Annotated in this window: 17 protein-coding genes; 11 read left to right on the plus strand and 6 right to left on the minus strand. The window is 70.7% G+C overall.

Going from position 1 to position 20,405, the window contains the following annotated elements:
* The first annotated feature begins 496 nt into the window (after positions 1 to 496).
* The 3 genes from STRTU_RS22265 (at position 497) to STRTU_RS22275 (ending at position 4,295) form a co-directional block, all read left to right on the plus strand.
* Positions 497 to 2,293, plus strand: a complete 1,797-nt coding sequence (locus STRTU_RS22265; protein ID WP_159745501.1) for a DEAD/DEAH box helicase — start codon at positions 497 to 499, stop codon at positions 2,291 to 2,293.
* Positions 2,294 to 2,766: 473 nt separating this feature from the next.
* Positions 2,767 to 3,408, plus strand: coding sequence for an IclR family transcriptional regulator (locus STRTU_RS22270; protein ID WP_159745503.1), 642 nt, complete (start codon positions 2,767 to 2,769; stop codon positions 3,406 to 3,408).
* 107 nt (positions 3,409 to 3,515) lie between these two features.
* Positions 3,516 to 4,295 (plus strand): S16 family serine protease, encoded by a 780-nt coding sequence (locus STRTU_RS22275; protein WP_159745505.1) that lies wholly within the window; start codon positions 3,516 to 3,518, stop codon positions 4,293 to 4,295.
* A 51-nt stretch (positions 4,296 to 4,346) separates the two neighbouring features.
* Here STRTU_RS22275 and STRTU_RS22280 read toward each other — a convergent pair whose 3' ends face one another.
* The 5 genes from STRTU_RS22280 to STRTU_RS22300 are packed head-to-tail and all read right to left on the minus strand — an operon-like array spanning position 4,347 to position 8,643.
* Complete coding sequence (locus tag STRTU_RS22280) at positions 4,347 to 5,366, minus strand: glycine betaine ABC transporter substrate-binding protein (RefSeq protein ID WP_246241029.1); 1,020 nt, start codon at positions 5,364 to 5,366, stop codon at positions 4,347 to 4,349.
* Positions 5,363 to 6,250, minus strand: coding sequence for an ABC transporter permease (locus STRTU_RS22285; protein WP_159745507.1), 888 nt, complete (start codon positions 6,248 to 6,250; stop codon positions 5,363 to 5,365). The genes STRTU_RS22280 and STRTU_RS22285 overlap by 4 nt, the downstream gene beginning before the upstream one ends.
* Positions 6,247 to 7,521, minus strand: a complete 1,275-nt coding sequence (locus tag STRTU_RS22290; protein WP_159745509.1) for a betaine/proline/choline family ABC transporter ATP-binding protein — start codon at positions 7,519 to 7,521, stop codon at positions 6,247 to 6,249. The genes STRTU_RS22285 and STRTU_RS22290 overlap by 4 nt, the downstream gene beginning before the upstream one ends.
* Positions 7,514 to 8,161: an ABC transporter permease gene (locus STRTU_RS22295; protein WP_159745511.1), complete on the minus strand. Its 648-nt coding sequence runs from the start codon at positions 8,159 to 8,161 to the stop codon at positions 7,514 to 7,516. Before STRTU_RS22295 ends, STRTU_RS22290 begins: the two co-directional genes overlap by 8 nt.
* Before the next feature lie 14 nt (positions 8,162 to 8,175).
* On the minus strand, positions 8,176 to 8,643 hold the full coding sequence (locus tag STRTU_RS22300; RefSeq protein WP_018091280.1) for an Lrp/AsnC family transcriptional regulator: 468 nt from the start codon (positions 8,641 to 8,643) through the stop codon (positions 8,176 to 8,178).
* Positions 8,644 to 8,772: 129 nt separating this feature from the next.
* Between STRTU_RS22300 and hppD the strand changes: the two genes are divergently transcribed.
* From hppD to STRTU_RS22335, 7 genes are all read left to right on the plus strand, one after another.
* Positions 8,773 to 9,927, plus strand: a complete 1,155-nt coding sequence (gene hppD, locus STRTU_RS22305; protein WP_159745513.1) for a 4-hydroxyphenylpyruvate dioxygenase — start codon at positions 8,773 to 8,775, stop codon at positions 9,925 to 9,927.
* Between the two features lie 75 nt (positions 9,928 to 10,002).
* Positions 10,003 to 11,367 carry an FAD-binding oxidoreductase gene (locus tag STRTU_RS22310; RefSeq protein WP_159745515.1) on the plus strand — a complete coding sequence of 455 codons (1,365 nt, stop codon included), beginning with the start codon at positions 10,003 to 10,005 and terminating at the stop codon, positions 11,365 to 11,367.
* Positions 11,368 to 11,584: 217 nt separating this feature from the next.
* Positions 11,585 to 12,412: an FAD binding domain-containing protein gene (locus tag STRTU_RS22315; RefSeq protein ID WP_159745517.1), complete on the plus strand. Its 828-nt coding sequence runs from the start codon at positions 11,585 to 11,587 to the stop codon at positions 12,410 to 12,412.
* Positions 12,409 to 15,135: a molybdopterin-dependent oxidoreductase gene (locus tag STRTU_RS22320; protein WP_159745519.1), complete on the plus strand. Its 2,727-nt coding sequence runs from the start codon at positions 12,409 to 12,411 to the stop codon at positions 15,133 to 15,135. The genes STRTU_RS22315 and STRTU_RS22320 overlap by 4 nt, the downstream gene beginning before the upstream one ends.
* Entirely contained in the window at positions 15,132 to 16,103 is a 972-nt protein-coding gene (locus STRTU_RS22325; protein ID WP_159745521.1) for an antibiotic biosynthesis monooxygenase, read from the plus strand. Before STRTU_RS22320 ends, STRTU_RS22325 begins: the two co-directional genes overlap by 4 nt.
* Before the next feature lie 86 nt (positions 16,104 to 16,189).
* On the plus strand, positions 16,190 to 16,483 hold the full coding sequence (locus tag STRTU_RS22330; protein WP_159745523.1) for a ribosomal protein L7/L12: 294 nt from the start codon (positions 16,190 to 16,192) through the stop codon (positions 16,481 to 16,483).
* A gap of 82 nt (positions 16,484 to 16,565) precedes the next feature.
* Positions 16,566 to 18,011: a dihydrolipoyl dehydrogenase family protein gene (locus STRTU_RS22335; RefSeq protein WP_159745525.1), complete on the plus strand. Its 1,446-nt coding sequence runs from the start codon at positions 16,566 to 16,568 to the stop codon at positions 18,009 to 18,011.
* Between the two features lie 135 nt (positions 18,012 to 18,146).
* On the opposite strand, the gene STRTU_RS22340 is transcribed toward STRTU_RS22335, so the two are convergent.
* The gene (locus STRTU_RS22340; RefSeq protein WP_159745527.1) at positions 18,147 to 18,623 is read right to left on the minus strand and encodes an SsgA family sporulation/cell division regulator; all 477 of its coding nucleotides are present in this window, start codon (positions 18,621 to 18,623) and stop codon (positions 18,147 to 18,149) included.
* Positions 18,624 to 18,858: 235 nt separating this feature from the next.
* Between STRTU_RS22340 and STRTU_RS22345 the strand changes: the two genes are divergently transcribed.
* Positions 18,859 to 20,397 carry an RDD family protein gene (locus STRTU_RS22345; RefSeq protein WP_159745529.1) on the plus strand — a complete coding sequence of 513 codons (1,539 nt, stop codon included), beginning with the start codon at positions 18,859 to 18,861 and terminating at the stop codon, positions 20,395 to 20,397.
* Positions 20,398 to 20,405: the final 8 nt, after the last annotated feature.

Consider the following 20,405-nt stretch of genomic DNA (forward strand, 5'->3'; position numbering starts at 1 on the left):
GGCTGTCGGGTGCGGTGACGGACCTCCGCGGGTGGGGTGCCGGACTGCTTCGCTTTACGTCCGGCACCCCACTCGCTCCGGCCCGTCCCCTCCCGTTGGGTGGGTGGGAAAAACCTTGGTGGAAGTGCACGCCGGTGGTTCACTGCTCCTCGCGCGAAGCAGGAGAGAAACGTCCTACGGACGCCCGCCCCCACCCACCTGAACTCACTCCCCCCACGGGAGGGGACGGGCCGGAGGGGCCTGGTGTGTGGACGTAAAGCGAAGCAGTCCACACACCAGGCCCCGGAGGTCCGTCACCGCACCCGACACCCACCCGGCCCGCCGCAGGCGCCACGGCGAGCAACCACCACGGCGGGACAGCCGAAAACGTGGGAGTGGCCGCAGGCGCAACGGCGAGCCACCACCGCGGCGGGAAAGCCGACTACGTGGGAAGCCAGCAAAGCCGCAGCGATAAGGTGGCGCGGTTGCCGATCCCCGAGTCCAGCCGACGGAGACCGTGACTACCACCACCAGCGCCACCAATAACCATCACCTGTCCCCGGCCTTTCCCGGGCGGGCCCCTTGGGGTACCGCGAACAAGCTGCGTGCCTGGCAGCAGGCGGCCATGGACCGCTACATCGAGAGCCAGCCGAGAGACTTTCTCGCCGTCGCGACGCCGGGCGCCGGTAAGACGACCTTCGCGCTCACGCTCGCCTCGTGGATGCTGCATCACCACGTCGTGCAGCAGGTGACGGTCGTCGCACCGACCGAGCATCTGAAGAAGCAGTGGGCGGAGGCGGCGGCGCGGCTCGGGATCAAGCTCGATCCGGAGTACAGCGCGGGGCCGCTGGGCCGTGAGTACCACGGTGTCGCGGTCACCTATGCCGGTGTGGGTGTCCGGCCGATGCTGCACCGGAACCGCATCGAGCAGCGCAAGACGCTGGTGATCCTCGATGAGATCCATCACGCCGGTGACTCGAAGTCGTGGGGTGAGGCGTGCCTGGAGGCGTTCGAGCCGGCCACCCGGCGGCTGGCGCTGACCGGTACGCCCTTCCGGTCCGACACCAACCCGATTCCGTTCGTGACGTACGAGGAGGGGAACGACGGGATCCGGCGCTCCTCGGCCGACTACACCTACGGCTACGGCAACGCGCTGGGCGACGGCGTCGTCCGGCCGGTCATCTTCCTCTCGTACAGCGGCAATATGCGCTGGCGGACCAAGGCGGGCGACGAGATCGCGGCGCGGCTCGGGGAGCCGATGACCAAGGACGCGGTCTCGCAGGCGTGGCGTACGGCGCTGGATCCGCGCGGTGACTGGATGCCGAATGTGCTGCGGGCGGCCGATCAGCGGCTGAGCGAGGTCCGTAAGTCCATTCCGGATGCCGGTGCGCTGGTGATCGCCTCCGATCAGGAGCAGGCGCGGGCGTACGCGAAGCTGATCCGGGAGATCACCGGGGAGGGCGCCACGCTGGTGCTGTCCGACGACTCCGGGGCCTCGCAGCGCATCGATGACTTCTCGCATTCGCAGGACCGCTGGATGGTCGCGGTCCGGATGGTGTCCGAGGGGGTGGACGTGCCGCGGCTGGCGGTCGGGGTGTACGCCACCACGATCTCGACGCCGCTGTTCTTCGCGCAGGCCGTGGGGCGTTTCGTGCGTTCCCGTAAGCGCGGTGAGACCGCCTCGGTCTTCCTGCCCACCGTTCCGATGCTGCTCGGCTTCGCCAACGAGATGGAGGTCGAGCGCGACCACGTCCTCGACAAGCCGAAGAAGGACGGGGAGGAAGACCCGTACGCCGAGTCCGAGAAGGAGATGGACGAGGCGAACAAGGAGCAGGACGAGGACACCGGCGAGCAGGAGCAGTTCTCGTTCGAGGCGCTGGAGTCGGAGGCGGTCTTCGACCGGGTGCTGTACGACGGCGCCGAGTTCGGGATGCAGGCGCACGCGGGCAGCGAGGAGGAGCAGGACTACCTCGGCATCCCCGGGCTGCTGGAGCCGGACCAGGTGCAGATGCTGCTGCAGAAGCGGCAGGCGCGGCAGATCTCGCACAGCAAGAAGCGGCCGGACGCGGAGGCGGATCTGCTGGAGCTGCCGGCCGAGCGGCGTCCCGTGGTCACGCACAAGGAGCTGCTGGAGCTCAGGAAGCAGCTGAACACGCTGGTGGGGGCGTATGTCCACCAGAGCGGGAAGCCGCACGGGGTGATCCACACCGAGCTGCGGCGGGTGTGCGGCGGGCCGCCGAGCGCGGAGGCCACGGCCGGGCAGCTCAATGAGCGGATCAAGAAGGTACGGGAGTGGGCCACGCGGATGAAGTGAGTCCGCTCGTGGCCCGACGGGGCGGTGGGCGGTGTGCCGTGGGGACGGTGCGCCGCCCTCTTGCGTGCCCGCCCCCCGGCCGGGCGGTGCGCCGCCCTCTTGCGTGCCCGCCCCCCGGCCGTGTGGCGCGCCGCCCCCTTGCGTGCCGCCCCCGGCCGGGCGCGGTGTGCCGCCTCCTTGCGTCCCCCCCGTAACACCCGGATAACGCCGTAGCTCTCCCTGAAACACCACACGGAGCACAACAGGCCGCTCTGGGTGGACCTACTGGGATATTCCGGGCAGCGGCGACCGGATTCTGGACGGACTCTTCCGCTCACCGAACCGGCTCGCTACTGTCCCGGTCACGCACACGCCCCGTGGCAGCGCCGCCGCGGAGCGCAGCCGGTGCCATGCGGCCGGCGGCCTCTAGCGCGCGCTGCTCCGGGACCCGCAGCGCGTCGCGCCCGAGTGCCGCCACTCACCAGGAGGGCGTCGTGACCGCAGAGACCTCCCAGACACTCGACCGAGGGCTGCGCGTCCTCAAACTCCTCGCCGACACCGATCACGGGCTGACCGTCACCGAGCTGTCCCACAAGCTCGGCGTGAACCGCACGGTCGTCTACCGCCTCCTGGCCACGCTGGAGCAGCACGCCCTGGTGCGCCGCGACATCGGCGGCCGGGCCCGGGTGGGCCTGGGCGTGCTGCGCCTGGGCCGTCAGGTGCATCCGCTGGTCAGGGAGGCCGCCCTGCCCGCGCTGCGGTCGCTCGCCGAGGACGTGGGGGCCACCGCCCACCTCACCCTCGTCGACGGTACGGAGGCGCTGGCGGTCGCCGTGGTGGAGCCGACCTGGACCGACTATCACGTGGCCTACCGGGCCGGTTTCCGTCATCCGCTGGACCGGGGAGCCGCCGGGCGGGCGATCCTCAAGGCCCGGCTGGGACACATTCAGGACGCCGGACTCGCCCTGACGCACGGGGAGTTGGAGGCCGGTGCGAGCGGTGCGGCGGCGCCGTTGCTCGGGGTGAGCGGCATCGAGGGGAGCGTGGGCGTGGTGATGCTCACCGACACCGTCTCCGAGCGGGTCGGACCGCGGGTGGTCGACGCGGCCCGGGAGGTGGCCGAGGCGCTCCGCTGAGGCCCGGGGCGCGGCCGGGGCCACGGGGTGTGAAGGGGCGGTGGCCGTGTCGTGAGGCGCCGGCGGCGTAAGGGGCTGTCCGTGCGGGGGTCAATTAAGGTGGCGGGGTGTCTGCACGCACCCGAGCCCTGGCGGTCTGTACCGCGCTCGTCCTCGCCCTTCTCGTCACCGCGGTCCTCGCCCCGCTGCCGTATTCGCTGGCCTATCCGGGCATGACGGCGAATGTGCTCGGTGCCGACGACGGCAAACCGGTGATCACCATCACCGGTGCGCAGACCCGTAAGACGAGCGGGCAGCTGCGGATGACCTCGATCGTGGCGACCGGCCCGGAGGCCGATGTCCGGCTGCCGGACCTCGTCAAGGGCTGGTTCCGTACGGACGAGGCCGTGATGCCGCGGGAGGCGGTCTACCCGGTGGGCGAGAACACCGAGGAGATCGCCGAGCACAATGCGCAGCAGATGCGGGAGTCGCAGGACACGGCCACCAGTGCCGCGCTCGGGCAGCTCGGACGGTCCGGCAAGGGCATCAAGGTCAAGCTGAGCCTCGCGGACGTCGGCGGGCCGAGCGCCGGGCTGATGTTCGCCCTGGGCATCGTCGACAAGCTGGACGGCGACGGCGCGGGCCATGATCTGACCGGCGGGCGCAAGATCGCCGGCACCGGGACCATCACGGCCGGCGGCAAGGTCGGCGCGGTGGGCGGCGTCCCGCTGAAGACGCAGGCCGCGAAGCGGGACGGCGCCACGGTCTTCCTGGTCCCGCGCAAGGAGTGCGCGGACGCGCGGGCGGAGCTGCCGAAGGGGATGCGGCTGATCCCGGTCAGCACGCTCGACGGCGCGGTGGACGCGCTGAAGGCGCTGCGGACCGGGGACACGGTCCCGAGCTGCTGAGGCGGCCCGCGGGCCGGGCCCGCCCGCACCCGCGAGCCGGGCGCCCGCCCCTCACCCCTCCTTGATGAACCCCTCTCGCAGCAGCCATTCCTTCGCGACCTCGTGCGGGTCCTCGCCGTCCACGTCGACCTTGCGGTTCAGCTCCTGGGCGACGGTGTTGTTGAGGGCCTTGGTGACCGGGGCCAGCACCTTGGCCATCGCCGGGTACTTCTTCAGGGCCTTGGCGTTGATCTCCGGCGCGACGTTGTAGTTGGGGAAGAAGTGCTTGTCGTCGGCGAGGACGTGCAGATGCATCGCCTTGATCCGGCCGTCGGTGGTGAAGACCTCGCCCAGGGCGCAGGTGCCCTTCTCGGTCTCGGTGTAGACGACACCGCCGGTCATCTTGCGGATGTTGGCGGACGGGACGTTCATGCCGTACGCCCGCGCCATGCCCGGCAGACCGTCGTTGCGGGTGGCGAACTCGTTCTCCACACACATCGTCACGGCGGCGGGGTTCTTGTGGGACAGCGCCGCGACATCCGAGAGGTTGCGCACCCCCAGCTTCTTGTAGTTCGCGGTGTTCAGCGCCAGCGCGTAGGTGTTGTTGAGGGTGGAGGCGGGAAGCCAGACGATGCCGTTCTTGCGGTCCTCGTCGCGGACCGCCTTCCACTGTTCCTTCGGGTCGACGATCGGCTTGGTGTGGCCGAGGTAGGTGATCCAGCCGGTGCCGGTGTACTCGTACGCGGCGTCCGCGGTGCCGGAGCGGACGGCCTCCCGGGCGCCGATCGACCCCTGGATGCTGGTCTTGTCGATGACCAGGGCGCCGGCCGCCTGGAAGACGATGCCCATCATCTGGCCGAGGACGATCTGCTCGGTGAACTCCTTCGAGGTCACGGTCAGATGGGCGCCGGTCAGCGGGCGGCCGGTATAGCCGGCTTTCGGTCCCGGCAGCACGGTGTCGGTCATCGCACTGCCGCTGACCAGGCCGCATCCGGCGAGGACGAGGGCGGCGAGCAGGGCGACGGTGCGCCGGCCGGCCCGGCGGCGTCCGGTGGGGCGCGGGTGCCTGATCGGGCCCGGGTGTCTGCTCATGCCGTCGCCTCCAGTCCGCGCGGGCGCAGCAGCAGTTCGGCCAGTGAGGCCAGCCATTCGACGAACAGGGCGAGCGCCACGGTCAGCACGGAGCCGAGGATCAGCACGGGCATCCGCTGGGTGACGATGCCCGCCGAGATCAGGTCACCGAGGCCGCCGCCACCGCCGAAGGTGGCCAGCGTCGCGGTGCCGACGTTCAGCACCAGCGCGGTACGGACCCCGGCCAGGATCAGCGGTACGGCCAGGGGGAGTTCGACCTGGGTCAGCACGCCCGTGGGGGACATGCCGATGCCCCGGGCGGCCTCGGTCAGCGTCGGATCGATACCGCGCAGCCCGGCGATGGTGTTGGCGAGCACCGGCAGCACGGCGTAGATGACCATGCCGACGATCGCCGAGCGGGCGCCGATGCCCAGCCAGATCACCAGCAGCACCAGCAGACCCAGGGCCGGGACCGCCTGCCCGAGGTTGGCGAAGGCCATCGCGACCGGGGTGGCCTTGCGCAGCTTGGCGCGGGTCAGGGCGATGCCCAGCGGGATCGCGATGATCAGCACGAAGAAGGTGGAGATCGCGGTGAGCCGGATGTGCTGCTGCAGCGCCAGCCACACCTTGCCGTTGTCCACCGCCTGATGGGCGATGGAGTCCAGCCGGGCGCCGCGGAACCACAGCCAGGTGGTGAGCAGCGCGAGCACCAGGAAGACCGGCATGAAGGTCCACTTCTGCCAGCTGATCCGGCGCGCGGCGGACGGCGCGGGCGCGACGGGCGCCTCCCCGGCCGCCTGTTCCCGCTGCGCCATCTCGACCTCGTCCTTGAAGGCCAGCGCCTCGTGGTCGCTCGGGTGCCGCCCGTCCCGGCGCGGGCTGCCGTTGCCGTCGCGGGGGCTCATACCGCGCCTCCCGGACCGCCCTCGGCGCCGCCCGCACCGGCCAGGCCCTCCTGCTCCATCTGGGTCAGGCGGGCGCGCTGCTCCTGGAGCTGGTGCTGGTGCTCGATCGCTTCGAGGCGGTCCGCCTCCAGCAGCTCATGGACGTTGTTCATCAGCGTCTCCATGTCGACCACGCCGATGTACTCGCCGCGCCGCCCGGTGACCGCGACCCGGCCCGCGCTGTCGGTGAGCACCGCCTCCAGGGCGTCGCGCAGTGTCGCGTCCCGGGACACGGTGTGCTGGACCAGGGTGCCGGCCCGCGCCAGCGACTCCCTGGCCAGGGCCAGATCGCCGCGCCGCAGCCATTTGTACGGGCGGTGGTTGCGGTCCAGCAGCAGCAGTTCGTTGTGGGAGCCGGAGCGCAGCCGGTCGAAGATGCTCTCCAGGGGGTCGTCGAGCCCGGCGGTGGGGAAGTCGACCACGCCCACGTCCCGTACGCGGGTCAGGTTCAGCCGCTTGAGTGCCGCCCCGGCGCCCACGAAGCCGGAGACGAAGTCGTCCGACGGGTTGGTGAGGATGGCTTCGGGGGTGTCGAACTGGGCGATGTGCGAGTGCTCGCGGAGCACCGCGATGCGGTCGCCGAGCTTGATGGCCTCGTCGAAGTCGTGGGTGACGAAGCAGATGGTCTTGTGGAGCTCGTGCTGGAGCCGGATCAGCTCGTCCTGGAGGTGGTCGCGGGTGATCGGGTCGACGGCGCCGAACGGCTCGTCCATCAGCAGGACGGGCGGGTCGGCGGCGAGGGCGCGGGCCACGCCGACGCGCTGCTGCTGGCCGCCGGAGAGCTGGCGCGGATAGCGGCCGTGGAATTCGCGCGGGTCCAGGCCGACCAGGTCCAGCATCTCCTCGACCCGGCCGGCCACCCGGCGCTTGGACCAGCCGATCATCTTCGGGACCAGGGCGATGTTCTGGGCGACCGTCATGTGCGGGAAGAGGCCGGACGCCTGGATGGCGTAGCCCACCTTGCGGCGCAGCTTGACCGGGTCCATGTCGGTGACGTCCTCGTCGCCGATCCGGATCCGCCCGTGGGTCGGCTCGATCAGCCGGTTGATCATCTTCAGACAGGTGGACTTACCGCAGCCCGAGGGCCCCACGAAGATCACGATCTCGCCGGCCTTGACCTCCAGATTGACGTTGTCCACCGCGGGGGCGGCGCTGCCCGCGTAGGTCTTCGTCAGGTTCTCCAGATGGATCCTGGCCCCGGAGGCCGGGGCGGTCTCTGTCGTCTCAGGCACGGATCCCCCTGGAGATGGTCAGGCGTCCGATCAGGACGTAGGCGGCGTCGAAGAGAAGAGCGAGGATGGCGATCCCGAGGGTGCCGGAGAGCACCTGGTTGAGGGAGTTGGCGCTGCCCAGCGAGGCGATCCCGCGGAAGATCTCATTGCCCAGGCCGGGGCCGGAGGCGAAGGCGGCGATGGCGGCGATGCCCATCAGCATCTGGGTGGCGACCCGGATGCCGGTGAGGATGGGCGGCCAGGCCAGCGGCAGTTCGACGCGGAAGAGCCGGGCGGTGCGCGACATCCCGATGCCCTTGGCCGCGTCGACCAGATCCGGGTCCACCCCGCGCAGCCCGACGATGGCGTTGCGGACCACCGGCAGCAGCCCGTACAGGGTCAGCGCGATCACCGTCGGGGGGACGCCGAGGCCGACGATCGGGATCAGCAGACCGATCAGGGCCAGCGAGGGGATGGTCAGGATGGTGGCGGTCGAGGTGGTGGCGAGATTGCCCGCCCAGACGCTGCGATAGGTCACCACCCCGATGAAGACCCCCAGCAGGGTGGCCAGCACCATGCACTGGAAGACGGCGCTGGCGTGCTGATACGTATCCGTCAGCAGCTGGGCGTGCCGGGTGGTGACGTACTCCCAGAAGCTCACTCGGTCTCCTCGGTTCAGTCTCCCGATGCCTGTTTCACCAGCGGGATGATCCGCAACGGAACCGGATTTTCCATCACAATTGCCGTCGAGGCCCGCACGATGCCATCAAAGCCCACAACCCGGTCGATCACCCGCTGCAGATCGGCGTTCGAACGGGCGACGAGCCTGCAGAGCATGTCCCCATGTCCCGTCGTTGTATGCAGCTCCAGCACCTCGGGAACGGTCGTCAAGTGGGCGCGTACGTCATTCCCTTGACCCTGTTTGATCTCCAGCGTGGCAAAAGCGGTCACCGGGTAGCCGAGCGCCGCCGGGTCCACCTCCGGTCCGAAGCCCCGGATCACTCCATTCGACTGAAGCCGGTCCAGCCGGGCCTGGACCGTGCCGCGCGCCACCCCCAGCCGCCGGGACGCCTCCAGTACGCCGATCCGCGGCTCCTCGGCCAGCAGCTCCAGCAGCGCCCCGTCCAAATGATCGATCGCCATCGGTGGTGCCTTCCCTTTTGATGGTCATCATGTACAGATAGCCCGGCAGTTCCGCCCTTGTGCTAGACATAATGCCCAGAGAATTCGCGAACTATTGCGCACCTTGTGGATCGGCGAGACTCTGCGGCCATGGCAGACACCACGATGCACCCTCAGCCCACCACCCCCGACTCGGCCCGGCAGGCGGACCCGTTCCCGGTCAAGGGGATGGACGCGGTCGTCTTCGCCGTCGGGAACGCCAAGCAGGCCGCGCACTACTACGAGACCGCTTTCGGCATGAAGCGCGTCGCCTACTCCGGTCCGGAGAACGGCAGCCGGGAGACCGCGAGTTATGTGCTGGAATCCGGCGGCGCCCGGTTCGTGTTCACCTCCGTCATCAAGGCCACCACCGACTGGGGTCACTTCCTCGCCGACCATGTCGCGGCCCATGGTGACGGCGTGATCGACCTCGCCATCGAGGTCCCGGACGCCCGCGCCGCCTACGCGTACGCCGTCGCCCAGGGCGCCACCGGCATCGTCGAGCCGTACGACCTCAAGGACGAGAACGGCACCGTCGTCCTCGCGGCCATCGCCACCTACGGCAAGACCCGGCACACCCTCGTCGAGCGCTCCGGCTACGACGGCCCCTACCTGCCCGGCTTCACCGCCGCCACGCCGCTGGTGGAGACCGGACCGCGGCGCTTCCAGGCCATCGACCACTGCGTCGGCAACGTCGAACTCGGCAAGATGAACGAGTGGGTGGCCTTCTACAACCGGGTCATGGGCTTCACCAACATGAAGGAGTTCGTGGGCGACGACATCGCCACCGAATACAGCGCGCTGATGTCGAAGGTCGTCGCCGACGGCACGCTCAAGGTCAAGTTCCCGATCAATGAGCCGGCGATCGCGAAGAAGAAGTCGCAGATCGACGAGTATCTGGAGTTCTTCGGCGGCCCCGGCGTCCAGCACATCGCACTGGCCACCAACGACATCATCGCCAGCGTCCGGGCGATGCGCGCCGCCGGTGTGGAATTCCTGGACACCCCCGACTCCTACTACGACACCCTCGGCGAGTGGGCCGGCGAGACCCGGGTGCCCCTGGAGATCCTCCGCGAGCAGAAGATCCTGGTCGACCGGGACGAGGACGGCTATCTGCTGCAGATCTTCACCAAGCCGGTCCAGGACCGGCCGACCGTGTTCTTCGAGATGATCGAGCGGCACGGCTCCATGGGCTTCGGCAAGGGCAACTTCAAGGCCCTCTTCGAGGCCATCGAGCGCGAGCAGGAGCGGCGCGGCAACCTCTGACGGCGCCGCGGACCGACCGCCCCATGGGCCGTACACGATCTTCCGTGTACGGCCCATGAGTGCGAGGCTGAGGGTATGGACCTCATCGCACGTCTGCGCGCCGGGCTCCCCGAGGAAGCGATCCTCACCGACCCGGACATCACCGGTTCCTACGCCAACGACATGGCGAGCTTCTGCGAGGCCGGGACGCCCGCCGTGGTCGTGCTGCCGCGGACCGTCGAGCAGGTCCAGCACATCATGCGGACGGCCACCGAGCTGCGGGTCCCGGTCGTCCCGCAGGGGGCGCGTACGGGACTGTCGGGCGCGGCCAACGCCTCCGACGGCTGTCTGGTGCTCTCGCTGGTCAAGATGGACCGGATCATCGAGATCAACCCCGTCGACCGGATCGCGGTGGTCGAACCGGGCGTCATCAACGCCGTGCTGTCCCGCGCGGTGAACGAGCACGGGCTCTACTACCCGCCGGACCCCTCCAGTTGGGAGCAGTGCTCCATCGGCGGCAACATCGGCACCGCCTCCGGCGGCCTGTGCTGCGTCAAATACGGGGTCACCGCCGAGTATGTGCTCGGCCTGGACGTGGTCCTCGCCGACGGGCGGCTGCTGACGACCGGGCGGCGCACCGCCAAGGGCGTCGCGGGCTATGACCTCACCCGGCTCTTCGTCGGCTCCGAGGGCAGTCTGGGCATCGTCGTCCGCGCGGTGCTCGCGCTGAAGCCGGAGCCGCCGCAACAGCTCGTGCTGGCCGCCGAGTTCCCCTCCACCGCCGCGGCCTGTGAAGCGGTCTGCGAGATCATGGCCCGTGGCCACGCCCCCTCGCTGCTGGAACTGATGGACCGTACGAGCATCCGCGCGGTCAACGCGATGGCCCGGATGGGCCTTCCGGACAGCACCGAGGCGCTGCTGCTGGCCGCCTTCGACACCCCCGAGCCGGCCGCCGACCTCGCCGCCGTCGGCGCACTGTGCACCGCGGCCGGCGCCACCGAGGTCGTGCCCGCCGAGACCGCCGCCGAGTCCGATCTGCTGCTACAGGCCCGCCGGCTGACCCTGACCGCGCTGGAACAGGTCAAATCCGCCACGATGATCGACGATGTCTGCGTACCGCGCTCCCGGCTCGCCGAACTGCTCGACGGCACCGCCGCCATCGCCGAGAAGTACGGCCTGACCATCGGCGTCTGCGCGCACGCCGGGGACGGCAACACCCACCCCACGGTCTGCTTCGACGCCGCCGACCCGGACGAGTCCCGCCGGGCCCGGGAATCCTTCGACGACATCATGGCGCTCGGCCTGCGACTGGGCGGCACCATCACCGGTGAGCACGGCGTCGGCGTCCTGAAGAAGGAATGGCTGGCGCGCGAACTCGGGCCGGTGGGGATGGAATTGCAGCGCGGGATCAAGGACGTGTTCGATCCGCTGGGTATTCTCAACCCGGGCAAACTCTTCTGAGGTACGGGACCGGTGCGATGCGCCCGGGATGGGCGTTCGGGCATTTTACGCGTCAGGGCCCGCCTCCGCAGCGCGCGTGCCTTCCCGCGTGCGTGGCAGCCCGCATTCCCGTATTCCTCCCCGCCGATTTCCTGGCGTGGCGGGGGAGGAACCCACTGCCTATCCTGAACGGGAATATCCGCGCCGGCCGGTCCCTTCGTGAGGGAGATCAATCCCCATGGACCTCACCACCGTCACCGAAGTCGTCCGGCGGCCGTCCGGCCGGCCGGGTGCGGACTGGCGTGCCGGTGACGCCTGGCTCGCGGGCGGCACCTGGCTCTTCTCGGTGGAACAGCCGGAGCTGCGCCGCCTGATCGATCTGACGGCGCTGCCCTGGGAACCCCTCGTTCCGGGCGATACGGGCCTCGGTATCGGCGCCACCTGCACCATCCAGGAGCTGTATACCGCGGCGCTGCCCGACGAATGGAGCGCGGGCTCGCTTTTCCCGCGGAGCTGTGAGGCGTTCCTTTCCTCGTTCAAGGTCTGGAGCGCGGCGACCGTCGGCGGCAATATCTGTATGTCTTTGCCGGCCGGCCCCATGATCACGCTGACGGTCGCCCTGGAGGCACGGTATGAGCTGTGGGCCGCCGACGGCTCCGTCCGCACCGTCGATGCCCTCGACTTCGTCACCGGCGACCACCAGAACATTCTGGCGCCCGGGGAAATCCTGCGGCGTATCGATATTCCGGCGCACGCCCTGCGGAAACGCACCGCGCACCGCCGTTTCTCGCTGACCCGTCTCGGCCGTTCGACGGTATTCCTCATCGGTACGCAGACACCGGGCACGAGCGATCTGCTGCTCACCGTCACGGCCGGCACCACCCGGCCGGTCCGTATGCGCTTCGATGCGCTGCCCGATGCCCGGACGCTGCGGCAGAGCATCGAGGCCGTCCCCGCCGGGGTCTGGTTCGACGACCCCAATGGGACGCCCGGTCACCGCCGCCATCTGACACTGCATTTCGCCGAGGAGATACGCCGCGAACTCATGGCGGGGGGACCGGCATGACCTACCGCGTGAACGGCAAGAGCTTCGACCGGGAACCGGACCCCGGACAGTGCCTGCGCACCTTTCTCCGCGCACTCGGCCACTACGGCGTCAAAAAGGGCTGCGACGCGGGCGATTGCGGCGCCTGCACGGTCTGGCTGGACGGCGTTCCGGTCCACAGCTGCATCACCCCCGCATTCCGCGCGGACGGCCGCGCGGTGACGACGATCGAAGGGCTCGGCTCACCCGGCGATCTGCACCCCGTGCAGCGGCAGTTCCGCGACGCCCCGGGATTCCAGTGCGGTTTCTGCACCCCAGGGATGATCATGACGACGGCGAAGCTCACCGAGGCCCAGAAAGCGGATCTGCCCCGGGCGTTGAAAGGCAACCTCTGCCGCTGCACCGGCTACCGGGCCATCGAGGACGCCGTGAAAGGCGTCGTCGGCGTCGCGAAAGCCGCACCCGGAAAGGCCGTCGGGACGAGCGTCAACGCACCGGCTGCCGAGGAAGTGGTCACCGGCCGCGCCGAGTTCACCATGGACACCCACCCGGACGGCCTGCTGCACCTCAAGGTGCTGCACTCACCTCACGCACACGCCCGGATCGTCTCGATCGACAAGACCGCCGCACTCGCGGTTCCCGGCGTGCGCCGCGTCTACACCTGGGAAGACGTACCGCACCGGCGGTTCAGCACGGCGATCCACACCGACCATCTGGTGGATCCGGACGACACCTACCTCCTCGACCGCACCGTCCGCTTCGCCGGCCAGCGCGTCGCCGCGGTCCTGGCCGACACCGTCGGGGCGGCGGAAGAGGGCTGCCGACGGCTCGCCGTGGAGTACGAGGTGCTGCCGGCGGTATTCGACCCCGAAGAGGCCATGGCCGAAGGGGCGCCACAACTGCACGACCCGGGCGATCCCTTCGTGCTGGATCCCGTCCACAACACCCTGGTCGAGATCCACACACAGATCGGCGACATCGACGCCGGATTCGCCGAGGCCGACGTGATCCACGAAGGCACCTACGTCTCCCCGCGCGTACAGCACGCACATCTGGAGACCCATGGCTCGATCGCCTGGATGGAGAACGGCCGGCTCACCGTCCGCACCAGTTCGCAGTCACCGTCGATCGCGAAGGACAAACTGGCCCGTCTGTTCGCACTGCGCCCCGACCGGCTGCGGGTGTTCTGCAAACGGGTGGGCGGCGGCTTCGGCGGCAAACAGGAAGTGATTTCGGAGGATCTGGTCGCGCTCGCCACCCTGGACACCGGCCGGCCGGTCAGTTTCGAGTACACCCGCGAGGAAGAGTTCACCACCGCCTCACCACGGCATCCGATGACGCTGACGGTCAGGCTCGGCGCGACGGCGAACGGAAAACTCACGGCATTCCAGGTCCGCAATGTGTCGAACACCGGCGCCTACGGCAATCACGCCGGGGAAACGCTGCACGCGGGCGGCGCCGCCGTCATGCTCTACCGCTGCCCCCACAAGAAATACGACGCGTACTCCGTCTACACCAACACCGTGCCGAGCGGGGCCCTGCGCGGATACGGAATGACACAGCCGGCCTTCGCCGTGGAATCGGCGATGGACGAATTGGCCCGCGCCCTGCACATGGATCCGCTCGCCCTGCGGCGGCGCAATACCGTGCGGCCGGGAGATCCCCTCGTGTCCCTGCACGAGGGCCCCGACGATGTGGCGTTCACCGAGGACGGACTGACGCAGTGCATCGACCTGGTGGACGCGGCCATGGCCCGGCACGCCGATGAGCCGTCCCCCGGCCCCGGGTGGCTCGTCGGGGCCGGCGTCGCGAGTTCGATGCACGAGACCGCCCCGCCGACCGAGCATCTCTCCGAGGCCTGGGTCACGCTCGGCGACGACCTCGTGTACGAACTGGCCGTCGGCACGGTCGAATTCGGCGAGGGCACCTCGACCGCGCATGTCCAGATCGCGGCCCATCAGCTCGGCACGACGCCCTCGCGGATCCGCCTGGTGCAATCCGACACCGACCGCACGGGATTCGACACCGGGGCCTTCGCGAGTGCCGGTCTCTTCGTGGCGGGAAACGCGGTCCTCCGCGCGGCCAATGCCGTACGCGACCGCATTCTGGAATGCGCCGCCGCCCACACCGGCGTCCATGTCGTGATGTGCTCGATGGACGACGACAGCGTCATCTGCGGTGAGCGGCGGGTGCCGCTGGCGGAACTCGTCGCCACCGCACGGGCGCGCGGAATCCGCTTCACCGCGGCCCGCAAAGCGTATGGCTCACCCCGCAGCGTGACCTCCAATACGCAGGGCTTCCGCATCGCCGTTCACCCCGTGACGGGTGAGATCCGCATTCTGTACAGCGTCCAGGCGACCGATGCCGCCGTCATCATCAACCCCGCGCAGGTCCGGGGACAGGTGGAAGGCGGCGTCGCCCAGGGAATCGGCTTCGCGCTGACCGAGAATTACCAGGTCGACGCGGACGGTGTCATGGTCAACCCGGACTTCCGCAATTACCGCATCCCCGCCTACGCCGATATCCCCCGCACCGAGGTGCTGCTGGTGGAATCGTCCGATTCCTTCGGTCCGTTGCGGGCGAAGGGGATCGCGGAAGGCTGTATCAATCCGGTGGCCCCCGCGCTGGCCAATGCGCTCCATGACGCCACGGGCGTCCGCTGCCGCGCCCTGCCCCTGACACCGGAACGGATATACCGGCGGCTCGCCGAAAGCCGGCCGATGGCGACGGGACTGCGCACATGACCACCGAAAAGCCGGCCGGCGCCGAGGCGACGGTCATCATCGGCCAGAAGGTCCGGCCCGAACTGGAGCCGGAGTTCGCCGCCTGGCAGGAGGACGTGAACGCCGCTGCGGCCGGCTACTCCGGATTCCTCGGCGCCGAAGTTTCCCCGCCGACGGCCGTGCAGCCGGACTGGGTGGTCGTCTACCGATTCGACTCGATCGCCCATCTCCAGGCGTGGATCAACAGCGCCACCCGGCAGAGCTTTCTCGACAAGGGCCGGAAGTACCTCGACGGCCCCGCGACCCAGCAGGTCCTCAGCGGCGGCAGCCAGCCACCGGACCCGCTGGTGACCGTCGTCGTCACCCACCGCGTCCACCCGGACCACGTCGACGCCTTTCTCGACTGGCAGCGCCATATGACCCAGGAGGAGAGCGCCTTCGACGGCTTTCGCGGAACCGAACTCTTCCGTCCGGTCGAGGGACTTCAGGACGAATGGACCACGCTGTACCGCTTCGACAGCGCCGAGCATCTCGATGCCTGGCTGACCTCGGGCAGACGGCGGGAGATTCTCGCGGAGGGCGAGAAATTCCACGACTTCCGCATGCGCACCATCGACAACTCGTTCGGCAGCTGGTTCGCCTTCGAGGAGAACGGCCGGGAGGCGCCGCCGCCCTCGGAGACCAAGACCTCCATCGCGGTCTGGGTCGGCCTCTACCCGACCGTGGTGCTGCTGACGCTCGCCCTGTCCCCGCTGAAACTGCCGCTCTGGCTCGGGCTGCTCGTGGGCAATCTGCTGTCGAGCTTCATCATGAGCTTCCTGACCATGCCCTTCTATGTGAACCCGCTGCTCCGGCGGTGGCTGCGGCCGCGCCCGGACGCACCGGCGGTCAGGACCCAGCTCATCGGCCTCGGCCTGGTCGCCGTGGTGATGGTGTTCTGGGCCGCGGTCTTCTACCTCGTGACGACCCGGATCTGGCATCTGCCCTGACTCCCGGCCGTCCACGGCACCGTGCACGGCCCCGGCCGCGACTGCCGTGTTCATGGCGCGCGCGGCCGCCTCATACAGTGACCGCCATGGAACCTGTTCTCGCCGTTGTCGTAGCCCTTCTCGTGCTGGGCGTCGCCATGTTGGCCTCCGCCTCCGACCGCCGCTCCAAGACACTGGAGCGCCGGCTCCAGCACCTGGAGCGCAAGACGGACCTGCTGCTGGCGCACGCCGGCATCGAGGAGACCGAGGACGCCCGGATGGCCGAGATCGACCAGCTGCTGCTCCAGGGCAAGAAGATTCAGGCGATCAAGGTGCACCGCGAAGTGACCGGCTCCGGACTCGCCGAGGCCAAGGAAGCAGTCGAACGCCGGATGCGCTGACGGCCCGTTGGGCGGAGGATGGCCGGAAGGACCCGCGGGCCCCAGCGGGCCACCGCACGCCCACGCTAGGAAGCGAGAGCCGATGGCAGCGACCAGAGCCACCGATGCCGCCGATGAGGCGTATGACGTCATTGTGCTGGGAGCGGGGCCGACCGGCGAGAACGTCGCCGACCGGGCGCACGCCGCCGGGCTGAGCACGGTGATCGTGGAGAGCGAACTGGTCGGCGGCGAATGCTCCTACTGGGCGTGCGTGCCCAGCAAGGCCCTGCTGCGCCCGGTCACCACCCGCTCCGAGGCACGCAGGGTGCCCGGCATCAAGGACGCCGTGGACGTCCCCCTGGACGCGCCCGCCATCCTGGCCCACCGTGACGCCATCGTCTCCCACTGGAAGGACGACGGGCAGGTCCGCTGGCTGGACTCGGCCGGTCTCGACCTGGTCCGCGGCCAGGGGCGGCTGGCCGGGCCCCGGCGGGTGGTCGTCGACGGCGAGCGGGTGCTCACCGCACGGCACGCGGTCGCGGTGTGCACCGGCAGCCGCGCGCTGCTGCCCCCCGTCCCCGGGCTCGCCGAGGCCAGGCCCTGGACCAGCCGCGACGCGACCAGTTCCCAGAGCGTGCCGGGCCGGCTGGTGGTGGTCGGCGGCGGGGTGGTCGGCGTCGAGATGGCCACCGCCTGGCGGGCCATGGGCGCGTCCGTGACGCTGCTGGTCCGCGGCGACGGGCTGCTGCCCCGTATGGAGCCGTTCGCCGGCCACCTCGTCGCGGAGTCGCTCGCCGAGGCCGGCGTCTTCCTGCGGACCGGTGTCGAGGTGCGCGAGGTACGCCGGGAAGCCCCCGGCGGCCCGGTCACCGTCCTGCTGGACTCCGGGGACGAGATCGTCGCCGATGAACTCCTGATCGCCACCGGCCGGGCCCCGCGCACCGAGGACATCGGCCTGGACACCGTCGGTCTGCCGCCCGGCTCCTGGCTGGACGTCGATGACAGCTGCCGGGTGAAGGGGGTGACCGGCGGCTGGCTCTACGGCGTCGGCGACGTCAACCACCGTGCGCTCCTCACCCACCAGGGCAAGTACCAGGCCAGGGTCGCCGGTGCCGCGATCGCCGCGCGCGCCCGGGGCGTCCCGATCCTGGAGTCCGACCCCTGGGGCGCGCACGCCGCCACCGCGGACCGGCGCGCCGTCCCGCAGGTCGTCTTCAGCGACCCGGAAGCCGCCGCGGTGGGCCTGAGCGCCGCCGAGGCCGAGAAGGCCGGATACCGCATCCGGGTGGTCGACCAGGACATGGCGGCCACGGCCGGGGCGTCGGTGTACGCGGAGGACTACCGCGGCCGGGCCAGGATGGTCGTCGACCTGGACCGTGAGGTGCTGCTGGGCGTCACCTTCGTGGGGATGGGCGTCGGCGAACTGCTGCACTCCGCGACGATCGCGGTGGCCGGTGAGGTCCCCATCGAGCGGCTGTGGCACGCGGTGCCCTCCTTCCCCACGCTCAGCGAGGTGTGGCTCCGGCTCCTGGAGGCATACCGGGGCTGAGACACCGCCGGGCCGTACGGGAGCGGCCGCCGTGCCCGCCGTCGCCGCCGTCCCCGCCGGACGCCGCGGCGCTCCGCGGCTGTCCGGCGGCCGTCTCGTCAACACCCGTCCTCGGGAAGCCCGGTGGGCCACCCCCTACGCCCCGGCGTCCGGAGACTCCTCCGCGGGCCGGGGGCCGCCCCGCCGCAGCTCGTCCCCGGGCGCCATCGCGAACAGCTCGTTCAGCCCTTTGTCGAGGCCCAGCAGCCCCTGCTCGGAGCCGGGCGGGACCACCCGCAGGGTGCGCTCCAGCCACGCCGCGACCGCCGCGGCCGGGGCCTCCAGCAGGGCCTGCCCGTCCGGCGACTCCAGCGCTATGCAGACCAGGCTGCGGCCGTGGACCTTCGTCGGCCACACCCGCACATCGCCTTCACCGCACGGCCGGAAGACGCCCTCGACGAGCAGTTCACGGGCGAACGTCCAGTTGACGGGGGAGTCCGAACCGATGTGAAAGGCGACATGGACGGCGTACGGGTCATCCGTCCGGTAGCTCAGCTGGGCCGGCACCGGAATGCTGCGCTCCGGTGACACGACCAGGCCCAGCTCCAGCTCTCGTTGCACCACGGTGCACATGGCGTCCGCCTCTCCTCGATCCCTGCGGGCGCCGGATTCGGTCCCGCATGGAGAGAGAGCGGCCGGGCGCCGCACTCTTACACGACTTCGTACAACTTTTTTCCGGCGCCTCTTCCAGGTGGTCGTCGGCGGTCACGGCGCCCGCGGGACCCGGGGTCTGATAGATGTGGACGCCGCGTTGCGGCAGACTGCACCCCACACCCACCAGGCCGAGCACAGATACGGGACTTCGGATATGAGCGCCCCTACCTCAGGATCCGCCGGCGGCAGCCCCACGCCTGGCTTCTACCCGGACCCGTCCATCCCCGGCTACATCCGGTACTGGAACGGTGCCGCGTGGGTGCCGGGTACCAGCCGGCCCGCCCCCGCCGAGGGCGAGGCGATGCCCGCCCCGCCGCCCGGCGCGGCCGCGTCGCCGTCCCCCGCCGTCGAGGAGACCGGCCCGGTCTTCTTCGACGAGGAGGAGGCGGCCGGCGGCTCCGCGGCGCCCGCCGTACGCCAGAGCGGCGAGCCCGTCGCGGGCTGGGACGACCCGGCCCGGCTGCACGGCGCGAGCCCCGAGTCGGCCGCCGCCTGGCAGGCCGACGCCTCCCGGCAGGGCGGCTTCGGCGGGGAGCCCGACCACCGGGTCTCCTGGGGTTCGCCGGACCAGGCCCCGGCCGGTACGCCGTCCGGCGCCGCCTCCTGGGGCGCGGTCCCGCCGCAGCGTGCCGACCAGGGCGCCGACGCCGCGGCCGGTGAGGTGCCCGGCACCGCCCCGTCCGCCTCGCGGGGGCCGGGCGTGCCCTCCGACGGGACGGTCGCCATCCGCGCCGTGAACCCGGCCGCCCGCCGCGGCTCCGGTGACCAGGGCACCACCGCGATCCGCGCCGTACGGCCCGAGGGCGGCAAGCCCGCCAAGGGCAACGAGACCATGACGATCCGGGTCGCGGGCGGCGGCAGCGCCCCGTCCGCCGCGCCCGGGGACGGCTCCCCGCAGTCGCTGCCGGCGGGCAGCGACCGGCAGCAGAGCCCGGCGCGGCAGAGCCCGGCCCCGCAGACCGCGGCCGCGCAGGCGCCGGCCCGGCAGAGCCCGGCGCCCCGGCAGCCCGCCCCGCAACAGCCCGCCCCGCAGCCCCCGGTGCAGCAGCAGCCCGCCCCGCAGGCGGCCGCGCCGCTGCCCGGAGTGCCGCAGCAGGGTGGCGCCGCACCGGCCCGCCCCGCTCCGCAGGGCGCCGACGCCGACGGGGTCGTCCCCTGGAAGCCGCCGGCCGCCGCCGACCCCTTCGCGGCCATGGCGCAGGCCGCTCAGGGCCACCCGGCCGGTCTCGGCCGCCGGTTCGCGGCCCGGCTGATCGACACCCTGGTGCTGGGCGCGCTCACCGCCGCGGCCGCCGTCCCCCTGTGGAGCACGGTCACCGACCACCTCGATGCCAAGGTCGAGGCGGCCAAGCAGTCCGGCCGCCAGGTGACGGTCTATCTGATCGACGGCACCACGATGCCGGTCTTCGCCACCATCCTGGCCGTCCTGCTGATCGGCGGCGCGCTCTACGAGGCGCTGCCGACCCTGAAGTGGGGCCGCACCCTGGGCAAGAAGCTGTGCGGCGTACGGGTCCTCGACATCGAGAGCCATGACACCCCGACCCTCGGCGCCGCACTCAAGCGCTGGTTCCTCTACAGCGTGCTCGGCGTGCTCGCCATCGGTGTGCTGAACGTCGTCTGGTGCCTGTTCGACCGGCCGTGGCGGCAGTGCTGGCACGACAAGCTGGCCCGGACCTTCGTCGCGGCCGGCTGACCGCCGGC

It is taken from the genome of Streptomyces tubercidicus, from assembly GCF_027497495.1.
GTDB lineage: Bacteria > Actinomycetota > Actinomycetes > Streptomycetales > Streptomycetaceae > Streptomyces > Streptomyces tubercidicus.

Excerpts from the sequence above, each read along its gene's own strand:
- STRTU_RS22300 (WP_018091280.1), bottom strand. The coding sequence starts at position 8,643 with ATGGCGATCGATCATTTGGACGGGGCGCTGCTGGAGCTGCTGGCCGAG.
- hppD (WP_159745513.1), top strand. The coding sequence starts at position 8,773 with ATGGCAGACACCACGATGCACCCTCAGCCCACCACCCCCGACTCGGCC.
- STRTU_RS22335 (WP_159745525.1), top strand. The coding sequence starts at position 16,566 with ATGGCAGCGACCAGAGCCACCGATGCCGCCGATGAGGCGTATGACGTC.
- STRTU_RS22330 (WP_159745523.1), top strand. The coding sequence starts at position 16,190 with ATGGAACCTGTTCTCGCCGTTGTCGTAGCCCTTCTCGTGCTGGGCGTC.
- STRTU_RS22320 (WP_159745519.1), top strand. The coding sequence starts at position 12,409 with ATGACCTACCGCGTGAACGGCAAGAGCTTCGACCGGGAACCGGACCCC.
- STRTU_RS22315 (WP_159745517.1), top strand. The coding sequence starts at position 11,585 with ATGGACCTCACCACCGTCACCGAAGTCGTCCGGCGGCCGTCCGGCCGG.
- STRTU_RS22345 (WP_159745529.1), top strand. The coding sequence starts at position 18,859 with ATGAGCGCCCCTACCTCAGGATCCGCCGGCGGCAGCCCCACGCCTGGC.
- STRTU_RS22325 (WP_159745521.1), top strand. The coding sequence starts at position 15,132 with ATGACCACCGAAAAGCCGGCCGGCGCCGAGGCGACGGTCATCATCGGC.
- STRTU_RS22340 (WP_159745527.1), bottom strand. The coding sequence starts at position 18,623 with ATGTGCACCGTGGTGCAACGAGAGCTGGAGCTGGGCCTGGTCGTGTCA.
- STRTU_RS22285 (WP_159745507.1), bottom strand. The coding sequence starts at position 6,250 with ATGAGCCCCCGCGACGGCAACGGCAGCCCGCGCCGGGACGGGCGGCAC.
- STRTU_RS22280 (WP_246241029.1), bottom strand. The coding sequence starts at position 5,366 with ATGAGCAGACACCCGGGCCCGATCAGGCACCCGCGCCCCACCGGACGC.
- STRTU_RS22310 (WP_159745515.1), top strand. The coding sequence starts at position 10,003 with ATGGACCTCATCGCACGTCTGCGCGCCGGGCTCCCCGAGGAAGCGATC.